Annotated in this window: 12 protein-coding genes; 1 reads left to right on the forward strand and 11 read right to left on the reverse strand. The window is 73.4% G+C overall.

The window, feature by feature from the left end:
• Positions 1-65 precede the first annotated feature (65 nt).
• The 11 genes from ACQUFX_RS04880 to ACQUFX_RS04930 all read right to left on the reverse strand — a co-directional run bounded on the left by ACQUFX_RS04880 (position 66) and on the right by ACQUFX_RS04930 (position 13,044).
• Complete coding sequence (locus tag ACQUFX_RS04880) at positions 66-662, reverse strand: LutC/YkgG family protein (protein WP_428964817.1); 597 nt, start codon at positions 660-662, stop codon at positions 66-68.
• Positions 659-2,089, reverse strand: coding sequence for a lactate utilization protein B (locus ACQUFX_RS04885; RefSeq protein WP_428964818.1), 1,431 nt, complete (start codon positions 2,087-2,089; stop codon positions 659-661). Before ACQUFX_RS04885 ends, ACQUFX_RS04880 begins: the two co-directional genes overlap by 4 nt.
• The gene (locus ACQUFX_RS04890; protein WP_428964819.1) at positions 2,086-2,823 is read right to left on the reverse strand and encodes a (Fe-S)-binding protein; all 738 of its coding nucleotides are present in this window, start codon (positions 2,821-2,823) and stop codon (positions 2,086-2,088) included. The genes ACQUFX_RS04885 and ACQUFX_RS04890 overlap by 4 nt, the downstream gene beginning before the upstream one ends.
• Position 2,824: 1 nt before the next feature.
• Positions 2,825-4,204: a rhamnulokinase gene (locus tag ACQUFX_RS04895; RefSeq protein ID WP_428964820.1), complete on the reverse strand. Its 1,380-nt coding sequence runs from the start codon at positions 4,202-4,204 to the stop codon at positions 2,825-2,827.
• Between the two features lie 242 nt (positions 4,205-4,446).
• Complete coding sequence (locus ACQUFX_RS04900; RefSeq protein ID WP_428964821.1) at positions 4,447-6,477, reverse strand: bifunctional aldolase/short-chain dehydrogenase; 2,031 nt, start codon at positions 6,475-6,477, stop codon at positions 4,447-4,449.
• Positions 6,478-6,515: 38 nt separating this feature from the next.
• Complete coding sequence (gene rhaI / locus ACQUFX_RS04905; protein ID WP_428964822.1) at positions 6,516-7,697, reverse strand: L-rhamnose isomerase; 1,182 nt, start codon at positions 7,695-7,697, stop codon at positions 6,516-6,518.
• Positions 7,698-7,770: 73 nt separating this feature from the next.
• The gene (rhaS, locus tag ACQUFX_RS04910) at positions 7,771-8,826 is read right to left on the reverse strand and encodes a rhamnose ABC transporter substrate-binding protein (RefSeq protein WP_428964823.1); all 1,056 of its coding nucleotides are present in this window, start codon (positions 8,824-8,826) and stop codon (positions 7,771-7,773) included.
• On the reverse strand, positions 8,823-9,872 hold the full coding sequence (locus ACQUFX_RS04915) for an ABC transporter permease (protein WP_428964824.1): 1,050 nt from the start codon (positions 9,870-9,872) through the stop codon (positions 8,823-8,825). The genes rhaS and ACQUFX_RS04915 overlap by 4 nt, the downstream gene beginning before the upstream one ends.
• Positions 9,862-10,905 (reverse strand): ABC transporter permease, encoded by a 1,044-nt coding sequence (locus tag ACQUFX_RS04920; protein ID WP_428964825.1) that lies wholly within the window; start codon positions 10,903-10,905, stop codon positions 9,862-9,864. Before ACQUFX_RS04920 ends, ACQUFX_RS04915 begins: the two co-directional genes overlap by 11 nt.
• 11 nt (positions 10,906-10,916) lie before the next feature.
• Positions 10,917-12,404, reverse strand: a complete 1,488-nt coding sequence (locus tag ACQUFX_RS04925; protein WP_428964826.1) for a sugar ABC transporter ATP-binding protein — start codon at positions 12,402-12,404, stop codon at positions 10,917-10,919.
• A 295-nt stretch (positions 12,405-12,699) separates the two neighbouring features.
• The gene (locus tag ACQUFX_RS04930; RefSeq protein WP_428964827.1) at positions 12,700-13,044 is read right to left on the reverse strand and encodes an STAS domain-containing protein; all 345 of its coding nucleotides are present in this window, start codon (positions 13,042-13,044) and stop codon (positions 12,700-12,702) included.
• Positions 13,045-13,491: 447 nt separating this feature from the next.
• Between ACQUFX_RS04930 and ACQUFX_RS04935 the strand changes: the two genes are divergently transcribed.
• Positions 13,492-14,103: a class I SAM-dependent methyltransferase gene (locus tag ACQUFX_RS04935; RefSeq protein ID WP_428964828.1), complete on the forward strand. Its 612-nt coding sequence runs from the start codon at positions 13,492-13,494 to the stop codon at positions 14,101-14,103.
• The last annotated feature ends 57 nt before the right edge of the window (positions 14,104-14,160 follow it).

Below are 14,160 nucleotides of genomic sequence, written 5' to 3' on the forward strand. Positions count from 1 at the left end.
TGCCGACCGGGGGCCCGTGGCGCGCCCCGCCGGCCGGTAGCCGCCCGGCGGGGCGCCGCCGACGGTCAGGGCAGCAGCACGACGTGCAGGACGCGCGGGCCGTGCACGCCCTCGACCCGGTCGAGTTCGATGTCGCTGGTGGCGGAGGGCCCACTGATCCAGGTGAGCGGCCGGTGCGGCGTCAGCCGGGCCAGTGCCTCCGGCACCCCCGCCACCACCTGGGCGGCCCGGAGCACGCAGATGTGCAGGTCCGGCAGGAGGGTGAGGATCCGACGCCCCTGGTCCGGCGAGCCGTCGAGCACGACGGTGCCGGTGTCGGCGACGCCGACGGCGGCGGCGGTGACGACGCCGTCCGCGGCGGCGATCCGCGCGGCGTCGAGGCCGTCGTCGGGGAGTGCGGTCACCGTCGGGGGCAGCCAGGCGGGCGGCAGCCCCGGTGGCACGACGACGGTCGCGCCGGGCGGCAGGAGCCCGGCGACGGTGTCGGCGACGGCCGCCTCGGGCACCCGGTGCACCCGGGCCCGGTAGTCGGTCAGCCGGTCCACCAGCCGGTCGAGGTCGACCGGGTTCTCCCGCCGGTACTCGCGGGGCACCCGCCCCGCCGGCCCGTCGGCGGACACGGCGGCGCGCAGCCGGCCCAGGACCAGGTCCCGGCCGCTCACCGCGCCGCCCACCACTCGCGGAAGGTCTCAGCGGGTGGGTCGGGCAGGTCCCGGCTGGCGGTCCAGCCGGACAGCGGCGGTGGCAGGCCCCGACCCCGGCGGCCGGCGAGGCGGCTCAGCCGCGCGGCCCGCTGCGCCGCCGCGTAGAGCGTGGGGTGGTCCATCGTGTACGCGGCGGCGGCCATCGCGGCGGACTCCGCGCGGGGATGGGGGGCCTCGGCGCGCAGGTGCACCAGGATCGACGGAATGTCGATCATCACCGGGCAGGCGTCGTAACAGGCTCCGCACAGCGTCGACGCGTACGGCAGGGAGGCGTTGTCGGCGACGCCGGTGAGCTGCGGCGACAACACCGCCCCGATCGGCCCCGGATACACCGACCCGTAGGCGTGACCGCCGGTGCGTTCGTAGACGGGGCAGACGTTGAGGCAGGCGGAGCAGCGGATGCAGTGCAGGGCCTGCCGGCCGACGGGGTCGGCGAGCACGGCGCTGCGCCCGTTGTCCAGCAGCACGAGGTGGAACTCCTGCGGCCCGTCGCCCGGCGTCACCCCGGTCCACATCGACGTGTACGGGTTCATCCGCTCGCCCGTCGACGCCCTCGGCAGCAGTTGCAGGAAGACCTCCAGGTCCCGCCAGGTGGGGATCACCTTCTCCACGCCCATCACGGTGATCAGGGTGCGCGGCAGGGTCAGGCACATGCGCCCGTTGCCCTCGGACTCGACCACGGCGAGGGTGCCGGTCTCGGCGACGGCGAAGTTGGCCCCGGAGACCGCCACCGGCGTGCTGAGGAAGGTCTGCCGCAGGTACCGGCGGGCCGCAGCCGCCAGCGCGACCGGTTCGTCGGTGAGGCCGGGGTCGACGCCCGGCATCGCGCGCAGGAAGATCTCCCGGATCTCCGCCCGGTTGCGGTGGATCGCCGGCACCAGGATGTGGCTGGGCCGGTCCTCGCCGAGTTGCACGATCAACTCGGCGAGATCGGTCTCCACCGGCGTGATGCCCGCCGCCGACAGGGCCTCGTTCAGGCCGATCTCCTGGGTCACCATCGACTTGACCTTGATCACCCGGTCGGCGCCGGTCGCCGCGACCAGGCCGGTGACGATCCGGTTCGCCTCGACCGCGTCCGCGGCCCAGTGCACGACACCCCCGGCGGCGGTGACCGCCGCTTCGAGCTGCACGAGCAGGTCCGGCAGGCGGGCCATGACGTCGGCCTTGATCGCCGCACCGGCGGCCCGTAGCTGCGGCCAGTCCGGCACCTCGTCGATCACCGCCGCCGACTTCCCCCGGATCGTGCCGGTGGCGTGGCCAAGGTTACGGCGCAACTGCGGGTCGGCCAGGGCCCGCCGGGCGGCGGCCGGGAACGGCTCGTCGCCGCGCAAATGGCCCACCCCCGGCGGCGCGGTCGCCGGCATGCCGAGAAAGGTCCGGGTCATACCGCCTCCTCCGTCGAGGCCAGGATCTCCGCCAGGTGCACCGTCCGCATCCCGGCCCGCAGCCGGGACAGCCCGCCGCCGATGTGCATCAGACAGGACACGTCCCCCGCCGTGCACACCTCCGCCCCGGTCGACAGCACGTGCCGCATCTTGTCGGCCAGCATCGCCGTCGAGGTGTCCGCGTTCTTCACCGCGAACGTCCCCCCGAACCCACAACACTGCTCCGCCGCCGGCAACTCCACCAGGGTCAACCCCCGCACCGCACGCAGCAACCGCACCGGCCGGTCACCGACCCGCAACGACCGCAGCGAGTGGCAGGTCGGGTGGTACGTCACCCGGTGCGGGAAGTACGCCCCGACGTCGGTGACGCCCAGCACGTCCACCAGCAGCTCCGACAACTCGTACGTCCGTCCCGCCACCGACTCCGCCCGACCGGCCAACCGCTCGTCACCCGCCCGCCGGGCCACCCACGCGTGCTGGTGCCGTACCGACCCCACACACGACCCCGACGGCGCCACCACCACGTCGTACGGGTCGAAGGTCCGCGCGAACCGCCGCACCAACGGCACCGCCTCACCCGGGTAGCCGGTGTTCACGTGCATCTGTCCACAACAGGTCTGCCCCGCCGGAAACACCACCTCGTGGCCGAGCCGTTCCAGCAACCGCACCGTCGCCTTCGCCGCCTGCGGGAACACCGTGTCGGCCAGACAGGTCACGAACAGCGCGATCCGCACCTCACACCTCCACCCGTCGGTCGTCCGGCCCCGCCGGGACCGGTCCGCCGCTCGGCTCGTACCGCTCGATGCGCTGAGTGTCGCGGACCAGCCGCCGCAGGGCGGCCAGGTCGTCGCCGACCACGCCGGCGGCGCGCGCCTGCACCAGCACGTTACCGATCGCGGTGGCCTCCACCGGCCCGGCGAGCACCGGCAAACCGCAGGCATCGGCGGTGAGCTGGCAGAGCAGGGCGTTGCGGGCCCCGCCGCCGACGACGTGCACGGCGTCGACGTGCCGGCCGGACAGGTCCTGCACCTGGCGCACCGCCCGGCGGTGCGCCAGGGCCAGGCTGTCGACGACGCACCGCACGACGGCGGCCGGCGACCGGGGCACCGGCTGCCCGCCGCGCCGGCACGCCTCGGCGACCCGGTCCGGCATGCCGCCGGGCGGCAGGAACGACGGGTCGTCGATGTCGACCACGCTGCGGAACGCGGGTTCCCGCGCCGCGGCGGCGAGCAGCCCGGACAGGTCCGGGTCGCCCCAACCGCGCAGGCACTCCTGCAACGGCCACAGGCCCATCACGTTGCGCAGGTACCGGACGGTGCCGTCGACGCCCCCCTCGTTGCTGAAGTTCGCGCGGCGGCTGGCCTCGGTGAGGACCGGCGCGGTCAGCTCGACGCCGACGAGCGACCAGGTGCCGCAGGAGATGTAGGCGAACCGCTCGTCGGCGGCCGGCACCGCGACCACGGCGGAGGCGGTGTCGTGTGAGCCGACCGCCACCACGTCCGTGCGGTGGGAAAGGTCGAGCCCGGGCAGCGTCGCACCGATGCGGGTACCCGGCTCCCGCAGCGGCGCGAACAGGTGCCGGGGAATCCCGGCCTCGGCCATCAGGTCGTCCGCCCAGGCGCGGGCGTGCAGGTCGTAGAGCTGGGTGGTGGAGGCGTTGGTGGCCTCCGCGCCGATCTCCCCGGTGAGCCAGTACGCGATCAGGTCCGGGATCATGAGCAGCCGGTGGGCGGCGGCCAGTTGCGGCGACCCGGCGGCGGCCGTGAGCTGGTACAGCGTGTTGAACGGCAGTTGCTGGACCCCGGTGGTGGCGTAGAGGCGTTCCGCGCCGAGTCGTCGGGTCACCCGCTCCAGGACCCCGTCGGTCCGCGCATCGCGGTAGTGCACCGGGTTGCCCAGCAGCGCGCCGGTGGAGTCGAGCAGGCCGTAGTCGACCGCCCAGGAGTCCACGCCGACGCTGGCGACCGGGCCGGCCCGGCGCAGCCCGGCCAGCACCTCGCGGAACAGGGCCAGGACGTCCCAGTGCAGGGTCCCGCCGACGCGCACCGGGTCGTTGGGGAACCGGTGCGCCCGGGTCAGCCGCAGCGTGTCCCGGCCGACCCGCGCCAGCACCACCCGGCCGCTCGACGCGCCCAGGTCGACGGCGGCGACGCCGACCTCCGCACCGCGCCGGGGCGGCGGCGCGGTGCGGGGGCGGGCGACCCCGGGCCCGGCCGGTCGGCCCGCCCCGGGCGGCGGCCCGGCCCCCGGTTCCGGTCGGTCCGACCCGGGCGGCGGCCCGGCCCCCGGTTCCGGTCGGTCCGACCCGGGCGGCGGCCCGGCCCCGGGTTCCGGACCGGTGTGCGGCGGCACCGGCGTCACCGCAGGAACGCGGCGGCGACGCCGGCGTCGACCGGGACGTGCAGGCCGGTGGTGTGCGACAGGTCCCCGGCGGTGAGGGCGAAGACCGCGTTGGCGACGTGGACCGGCAGCACCTCCCGCTTGAGCAGGGTCCGCTGCGCGTAGAACTCGCCGAGCTTCTCCTCGGGCACGCCGTAGACGGCCGCCCGGTCGGCGCCCCACCCCCCGGCGAAGAGGCCGGAGCCCCGGACCACCCCGTCGGGGTTGACGCCGTTGACCCGGACGCCGTGCGCGCCCAGTTCGGCGGCGAGCAGCCGGACCTGGTGGGCCTGGTCGGCCTTGGCGGCGCCGTACGCGATGTTGTTCGGACCGGCGAAGACCGAGTTCTTGCTGGCGATGTAGACGATGTCGCCGCCCATGCCCTGGGCGACGAGCACCCGGGCGGTCTCCCGGGAAACCAGGAACGACCCCCGGGCCATCACGTCGTGCTGCAGGTCCCAGTCCCCGGTGGTGGTCTCCAGCAGCGACTTCGACAGGGACAGTCCGGCGTTGTTCACCACCAGGTCGACCCCGCCGAAGGCGAGCACCGAGGCCTGCACGGCGGCGGCGACCTGCGCCTCGTCGGTGACGTCGAGCGGCACGGCGACGGCGACGTCAGGCCCGCCGATCTCGGCCGCGACGGTCTCGGCGGCGGCGGCGTCCCGGTCGGTGACCACGACACAGGCGCCCTCGGCGGCCAGCCGGTGGGCGACCGCCCGGCCGATGCCGGACCCGCCCCCGGTGACCAGCGCGATCCGGGTCGCCAGGGGCTTGGGTCGGGGCATCCGCTGGAGCTTGGCCTCCTCCAGGGCCCAGTACTCGATCCGGAACTTCTCCGCCTCGTCGATCGGCGCGTACGTCGACAGCGCCTCGGCGCCCCGCATCACGTTGATGGCGTTGACGTAGAACTCGCCGGCGACCCGGGCGGTCTGCTTGTCGGCCCCGAAGCTGACCATGCCGACGCCGGGCAGCAGCACGACCGCCGGATCGGCGCCGCGCATCGGCGGGCTGTCCGGCCCGGCGTACCGCTCGTAGTAGGCGCGGTAGTCGTCGCGGTAGGCGGCGTGCAGCTCCGTGAGCCGCTCGACCGTCTCCGCCAGGCCGGCGGTGGGCGGCAGGTCGAGAACCATCGGGCGGACCTTGGTCCGCAGGAAGTGGTCCGGGCAGGAGGTGCCCCGCGCGGCCAGCTCGGGCATCCGTTCCCGGCCGACGAAGTCCAGCACCACGTCGCTGTCGGTGTAGTGGCCCACCTGGGCCCGGTCGGTGGAGGCGAGGCCGCGCAGCACCGGCAGGAGGGCGGCGGCCCGGGCGTGGCGCTCCCGCTCGGGCAGCGGCCCGTGCGCCACGGCGCCGAGGGGGTCCGGGCGGGCGTGCTCGGCGAGGTACCGGGCCGCGGTGGTGATGATCTCCATCGAGTGCGCCTCGCACTCGTCGCTGGTGGCCCCCCAGGCGGTGATGCCGTGCCCGCCCAGGATGACGCCGATCGCCTGCGGGTTGGCCTGCTGGACGGCGGCGATGTCGAGGCCGAGTTGGAAGCCGGGCCGGCGCCACGGCACCCAGAGCACCCGGTCGCCGAAGATCGTGCGGGTCAGCTCCGGGCCGTCGGCGGCGGTGGCGATCGCGATCCCGGCGTCCGGGTGCAGGTGGTCGACGTGGGCCACCTCGACCAGGCCGTGCATGGCGGTGTCGATGGAGGGCGCCGCCCCGCCCCGCCCGTGCAGGCAGTAGTCGAAGGCGGCGACCATCTCGTCCTCCCGGGCGACGCCCGGGTAGGCGTCGGCGAGCGACCGGAGCCGGTCGAGCCGGAGCACCGCCAACCCCCGCTCGGTGAGCGTCCCGAGGTCGCCGCCGGACCCCTTGACCCACAGCAGCCGGGTGGCCTGGCCGGTCACCGGGTCGGTCCCGGTGCCCTTCGCGGAGGTGTTGCCGCCGGCGTAGTTGGTCGTGGCCGGGTCGGCGCCGAGCCGGTTGCTGCGGGCCAACAGGTCGCGCACCGCGGGGTTCGTCATGGTGTCCTTCGCTGTCGTCGAAAGTGTCATCCGGGGCGTCAGGCGCCCCAGCCGGCCTGGTCGCCGCCCACCCGTTCGGCGCTGACCCGCTCCAGGTGACCGGAGCGCTTGTACGCCGCGACGGGGTCGGGATCCAGGCCCATCTCCGCCCGCACCTCGCGCAGCAGCGGCCGGACGTCGGTGTTGTAGGCGTCCATCAGCACGGCGTTGGCCTCCAGCACGTCACCGCAGCGCTGCGCCGCGGTCAACGCCGCCACGTCGACCAGCAACGCCTTGGCCGTCGCCTCCTGGACGTTGAGCACCGACCGGATGACGGCCTGCACCTTCGGCTCGATGTTGTGGCACTGGTCGAGCATGAACGCGACGCCGTGGCGTGGCCCCAGCGCGTCCGACAGGACGATCTCGTGCATGATCCGGAACAGTTGGAACGGGTCGGCGGAGCCCACCATCAGGTCGTCGTCGGCGTAGAACCGCGAGTTGAAGTCGAACCCGCCGAGCTTGCCGGCCCGCAGCAGGAACGCGACGATGAACTCGATGTTCGTGCCCGGCGCGTGGTGGCCGGTGTCGATGACCACCCGGGCCCGCTCGCCGAGGTCGAGGCAGTGCGCGTACGCCGTACCCCAGTCCGGCACGTCGGTCATGTAGAACGCCGGCTCGAACAGCTTGTACTCCAGCAGCAACCGCTGCTCGCCGGTGAGCCGGTCGTACGTCTGCCGCAGCGCGTCCGCCAGCCGGTCCTGGCGCTCCCGGACACTGTCCTGCCCCGGGTAGTTGGTGCCGTCGGAGAACCACAGCTTCAGGTCCCGCGACCCGGTGGCGTCCATGATGTCGATGCACTCCACCAGGTGCCCGATCGCCTTGCGGCGCACCGCCGGGTCGGGATTGGTGACCGAGCCCAGCTTGTAGTCGTCGTCCTGGAACACGTTCGCGTTGATCGTGCCCAGCGCGATGCCCTGCTCCGCGGCGTACCCGGCCAGCGCGGCGTGGTCGTCCACCCGGTCCCACGGGATGTGCAGCGCCACCGTGGGCGTGACGCCGGTGAAGCGGTGCACCGTGGCCGCGTCCGCCACCTTCTCGTACGGGTCGCGTGGCACCCCCGGCTGCGGGAACACCCGGAACCGGGTGCCCGAGTTGCCGTACCCCCAGGACGGCGTCTCGATGCGCTGCTCCCGTAACGCGTCGACGATCCGCCTGCGCGTGGTCGGGTCGATCTCGGTCATCACTGCTCCCCAGTCGTTCCTCACGGGTCGATCTCGATCGGGGCGGCGGGCGCACGCCCCACCCACCCGTGCCTCAGAAGTCGAACCCGTCGATGTTCGCGGCGGTGAACTCGAAGGGGTCACCCAGCAGGACCTCGCCGTTCGCGCCGACGGTGTACTCGCCGAGCTTGCCGGCGGTGAACGTCTCACCCTCCTTGCCGGTGATGATCCCCGAGGCCAGCGCGGCCCCGGTGTAGGCGGCGAGGTACCCGAGGTCCGCCGGGTTCCACAGGGCGAAGGACGTGACGGTGCCGTCCTTGACGTACTGGCGTAGCTGGTTGGGCGTGCCGAGGCCGGTGAGCTGCACCTTGCCCTGGTACGACGAGCCGGACAGGTACCGTGCGGCGGCGGCGATGCCGACGGTGGTGGGGGAGACGATGCCCTTCAGGTCGGGGTACTTCGACAGCAGCCCCTGGGCCTCCTGGAAGGACTTCTCGTCCTGGTCGTCGCCGTAGACCGTGGCCACCAGCGTGAGCTTGCTGTACTCCGGCTTGGCCAACTCGGTCTTCATCAGCTCGATCCAGGCGTTCTGGTTGGTCGCGTTCGCCGTCGCCGAGAGGATGGCGATCTCGCCGCCCTCCGGGCCCACCGCGTCGGAGATCAACTTGATCTGCGTCCGGGCGATGCCCTCCGGGCTGGCCTGGTTGACGAACGCGTCCCGGCACTCCGGTTTGGTGTCCGAGTCGTACGTGATGACCTTCGCCCCGGCGGCCTTGGCCTCGGTCAACGAGCCGCAGACCGCGTCCTGGTCGTTCGCCGCGATGATGATGACGTCGGTGCCCTGCTGGGACAGGGTGTTGATGTACGACACCTGCGCCGACGGGCTCGCCTCCGAGGGGCCGGTCTGGGCGTACTGCCCCTTGAACTCCTCGACCGCCGGCTTGCCGCCCTTGTTGTCGGACGTCTCGAAGTACGGGTTGTTGACCTGCTTGGGCAGGAAGGTGATCTTGAGGCCCTCCCGGATCGTGCCGGTGGGGTTGCCGGCGTCACCGGAGCCGGAGCCGGCGCCGGTGTCCTCGGCGCACGCGCCGAGGAGCAGGGCCATGGTGGCCAGGACGGCGGTCGTGGCGATCCGGGTACGTCTGCTCATGACGGAGTCCCTTCAACTGTGGTGGTGGGCCGACGCCGACGCCACCGCTCGCGCGTCGCGCGCACGACGTTCGGTCCGACGACGGAGAGGATGAGCAAGCTGCCGGTGACGATGGTCAGGGTGTTGGCGGGCACGTTGGCCAACTGCAGGGCGTTGCGCAGGACGACGAGCAGGGCCACCGCCGCGAGCACCCCGACGAGACCGCCCCGACCGCCGAAGATGGAGACGCCACCGAGCAGGACGGCCGCGACCACCGCCAACTCCAGGCCGGTCGCGTTGTCCGCCCGCGCGCTGGCGAAGCGGAACGTCCAGAACACCCCGGCCAGCGCCGCCATCGCCCCGGTGGCGACGAAGAGCCAGAACCTGGTGCGCAGCACCGCGACGCCGGAGAAGGTGGCCGCCTCGGCGTTGTTGCCCATCGCGTAGAGCGACCGGCCGACCGGGGTGGCGTACAGCAGCACGCCGAACGCGACGGCGAGGGCCGCCAGCACCAGCACGAACCAGGGGACGACGGTGCCCGGGACGGGGGCGACCGCGTTGCGCGTCCAGGCCGGCGGGTAGTCGGCGACCGCCCGGTCGCCGAGGACGACGTAGGCCAGCCCACGGTAGAGCGCGAGGGTCCCGATGGTGACCGCCAGCGAGGGCAGGCCGAAGACCGTGACGAAGACCCCGTTGACGGCCCCGAGCACGGCCCCGAGCAGCAGGCTCAGCCCGATCAGCAGGGGCAGCGACGTGACCCCGAGGTGCCAGAGCTGCCCGAGCACCGAGCAGGTGAGCCCGACGGTGCTCGCCACCGACAGGTCGATCTCACCGGTGATGACGACCAGGGTCATCGGCAGCGCGATCAGCGCGATCGGGATCGCCTCCAGCGCCACGAACCGGTAGAACCGGGGGCTGCCGACGCCCTCGACGGTGGCGGCGGCGACGATCACCACCGCCGCCAGCGCGACGAGCAGTACCGCGTCCCACGAGCCGAGCAGCCGACCGGGGGAGGGCCACCGCGTGCCCGTGGTGCCGGCCGGGACGGCCTGTGTGTCAGGTGCCACGGGTCGTGCCTCCTCGCAGACGACGTGCCATCCGGACCGCGAGCGCCCGGTCGAGCCCGATGGCGGCCAGGATGAGCGCGCCGACGGCGGCACGCTGCCAGAACGGGGTGACCCCCAGCACCGGCAGCGCGCTGCCGATGGTGGTCAGCAGAACGGCGCCGAGCGCCGCGCCGTAGACCGAGCCGCTGCCGCCGAAGATCGCCACGCCGCCGACCACCACGGCCGCGACCACGTTGAGTTCCAGGCCGAGCCCGGCGTTGGCGTCGACGGTGCCGAACCGGGCCGCGTAGAGCACCCCGGCGAGGCCGGCGAGCGCCCCGCTGGCCAGGAAGGCGACGAAGACCCGCCGACCCACCGCGATGCCGGACAACCGGGCCGCGTCGGGGTCGGAGCCGATCGCGTAGAGCTCCCGACCGCTGCGGTAGTGCTTCAGCAGGTAGCCGGCGGCGACGAGCACGGCGACCGCGACGAGCGCGAGCACCGGCACCCCGGCGACGGTGGCGGTGCCCAGGCGCAGGAAGGCGGGTGGCATGTCCGCGGCGTTGATCTGGCGACCGGTGGCCCAGGTGTGGTCGAGGCCGCGGAACACGTACAGCGTGCCGAGGGTGACCACCAACGCCGGGACGCGCGCCGCCGCGATCAGGCCGCCGTTGACCGCGCCGCAGGCCGCCCCGAGCGCCGTGCCGACCAGGATCGCCACCGGGATCGGGACGCCGGGGTTGTCGACGAACAACACCCCGGTGGCGAACGCGGACAGGCCCAGGATCGAACCGACCGACAGGTCGACGTTGCGGGTGATGATCACGACCGCCTGCCCGACGGCGAGGATCGCCAGGATCGTCGAGCCGAGCAGCAGGTCCTTGACGTTCTGTGCGGAGAGGAACCGCTGGTTGACGGCGAAGGTCACCCCGACCAGCAGCACCAGCGCGAGCAGGATGCCCAGCTCCCGTACCACGAACAGGCGGTGCACCAGGCCGGCGCCGGACTCGCCGGTGGGCGCCCGCCCCTCGGGGCCGACGGCCCTTCTCCGCACGTCCGGGGCGGTCATGCGGCAGCCGCCCGTTGCCCGGTGGCGGCGAGCATGACGCTCTCCTCGTCGGCCTCGCCGCGGGGGATGTCGGCGACCAGCCGGCCCTCGTGCATGACGAGCACCCGGTCGGCCATGCCGAGCACCTCCGGCAGTTCGCTGGAGACCATCAGCACCGCCACCCCCTCGGCCGCGAGCTGGGACAACAGCCGGTGCACCTCGGACTTCGTCCCCACGTCGATGCCCCGGGTCGGCTCGTCGACCACGAGCACCCGGGGGGCGGTCGACAGCCACTTGGCCAGCACGACCTTCTGCTGGTTGCCGCCCGACAGGGTGGACACCGCGTCGGTGTCGCGGGCCGCCTTCACCTGCAACCGCCGGGCCCACTGCGCCGCCGAGCGTCGCTCGCTGCCGCCGAACAACAGGCCGAACCGGCTCAGCGCCCACCGGCGCGGCAGGGTGGCGTTGCGCTCGATCGACAGCTCCATCACCAGGCCCTGCTGGCGGCGGTCCTCCGGCACCAGCGCCACGCCCGCCGCGATCGCCCTCGGGGGGTCGCCGGGACGCAACCGCCGGCCGTCGACGCGGACCTCGCCGGCGTCGTACCGGTCGACACCGAAGATCGCCCGCGCCACCTCGCTGCGCCCCGCCCCGACCAGCCCGGCGAGCGCGACGATCTCGCCCCCGCGCACCGTGAACGAGACGTCCTGGAAGAAGCCCCGCCGGGTCAGCCCCTCGACCTCCAGGCGTACCTCGGCCGGGGTGGTCGCCACCTTCGGGAAGAGCGCGGAGACGTCCCGTCCGACCATGGTGCGCACGACACCCTCGACGGTCAGGTTCCCGATCTCGTCCGTGACGATCCACCGCCCGTCACGCATCACGGTGACCCGCTGGCAGAGGGCGAAGACCTCGTCGAACCGGTGTGAGACGAACAGGATCGCCACGCCGTCGTCGCGCAGCGCCCGGGCCACGGCGAACAGCCGCTCGACCTCGACACCGGACAGCGCGGCGGTGGGTTCGTCCATCACCAGCACCCGGGCCTCGAAGGAGAGGGCCTTGGCGATCTCGACGAGCTGCTGGTCGGCGATGGACAGTCCCCGGGCCGGCCGGTCCGGGTCGATCCGGACGCCCAGCCGCGCGAACAGGTCGCTGGTGCGCGCCCGCACGGCCGCCGCGTCGATGCGCCCCAGCCCCCTGCGCGGCTGGCGTCCCATGAAGATGTTCTCCGCGACCGACAGGTCGGGAAAGAGGGTCGGCTCCTGGTAGATCACGGCGATGCCCGCCGCCCGGGCGTCGCCGGGGTTGCCGAAGACGACCGGGGTGCCGTCGAGCAGCACCTGGCCGGCGTCCGGGCCGTGCACGCCGGCCAGGATCCTCACCAGGGTGGACTTGCCGGCGCCGTTCTCGCCGACGAGCGCGTGCGCCTCGCCGGGGAACAGCTCCAGCCGGGCGTCACGTAACGCGGCGACGGCACCGAACGACTTGTCCACACCTGTCAACGCCATGACCGGAAGCACACGGTCTCCTTCACCAGTGGTCGGAGATTGTCCTGGTCAGGTGTATGAAACGTTTCATGAAAGTGCCCCGACTCTAGGTGTGACCTCCGCCTCAGGTCAAGGGTTTCGATGCGGTTTCCGGTCTGCCGACACGGCGCGCCCGGCCCCGTCGGACAGCCTCCGGCGGGTCCTCGCGCACCGAGCCCGTGCCGGGGCGGGAAGTGAAACGTTCTACGGCGACATCGAGTCCGCCGGCCCGCCGGGACGCCCCGTCGGGTCGGGGCGGCCTGACCGGGTCACCGCGTCAGGACAGCGGTGGGTAGTCGAAGAACTGGCCGGCGCTGCCGAGTGCGAGCACGCGCTCCGGCGCCCCGACGGCGGCGGTGATCACCACCTGCTGGCCGCGCGCCGTCGCGTGGTCACGGACCGTCAGCAGGGCGGCGAGGGCGGCGCAGTCGAGGTGCCGCAGCGCGGTCAGGTCGAGGGCGAGCCGGGTGACCCAGCGGGGTGTCAGCAGGAGCACCAGGTCGTCTTCGAGTTGGCCGACGGTGGCCAGGTCGGCCTCGCCGGTGAGGGTGACGTGGCGGACGCCCGACGTCCCGTCGTGATAGTCGGTACGGAGAACGGTGCGGTCAACGGTGGTGACCATCGGAAGACTTCGGTCCTCGCCCAGCGACGGGCGTATCGGAGGGCCGGACGAGGTGGCACCATCAGTCCGGCGCCAAGGAGGACAAGCTTGAGTGCGGCGGTGCCGACCTCGACGTGGCGCACGAGCGCCACCCCGAACGCTACCGGGGGTCGCCGTGATGCGCCACCCTGCCGGTCCTGACGTTCCGTTGTCGGAAAGTCACCCATCGTAACTGTCGCGCCGGGTGCCGGCACATCGCCGCGAGCGAGAAACCACCGGGGGTCGACTGGGGGACGGATTCGCGCGTCCCGCCGGTGAGCAGGGAGTCTGTCGATGACCCGGGTTACGGTATCGGGCATACCGCCCGCATCCGCCCGCCCATCGGTCGGTGGGCCTCCGGCGAGCGGCCGGGTACATCGACCACTCGCGCGACGGCATCCCGCGGTACCCCGTCTAACGTCGACCACCGTGATCAACGACAGCTCGGCCTTCCTCACCCAGTTCATCCGGCACCCCCTCACCACCGGTGCCGTGCTGCCCAGCGGATCGACGCTCGCCCGGGACATCACGGCGACGGTGCCGCAGCGGGGACACCCCCTGGTGGTCGAACTCGGCCCCGGCACCGGAGTGTTCACCCAGGCGATCCAGCAGCGGCTGGCCGGCCGAGGACACCACCTGGCCGTCGAGCTCAACCCGACCTTCGCCAGCGGCCTGGCACGCCGGCACCCCACCGTCGACGTGGTGCACGCCGACGCCGCCACGCTCGGCGGGTTGCTGACGGAGCGTCGCCTGGCCCCCGCCGACGTGATCATCAGTGGGCTGCCCTGGGCCGCCCTGCCCGGCAACCGGCAGTCGGCGATCCTCGACGCCGTCGTCGGGGCGCTCGACACCGCCGGCGTCTTCACCACCTTCGCGTACCGGCACGCGCTGCCGACCCGCCCGGCGCGACGCTTCCACCGGCTGCTGACCGAGGCCTTCGACGAGGTGACCGTGGGCCGTACCGTCTGGAGCAACCTGCCGCCCGCCCTGGTCTACCACTGCCGTGGCCCGAAGGCCGTGGCATCCGGCAGCGGCACCTAGCCTCGCGTCCGTCCAGCCTGGTGCCGCCGACGGCACCAGGCTGGACCTGGTCGCCGC

This window comes from Micromonospora fluostatini (genome assembly GCF_050410825.1).
Taxonomy (GTDB): domain Bacteria; phylum Actinomycetota; class Actinomycetes; order Mycobacteriales; family Micromonosporaceae; genus Micromonospora; species Micromonospora rosaria.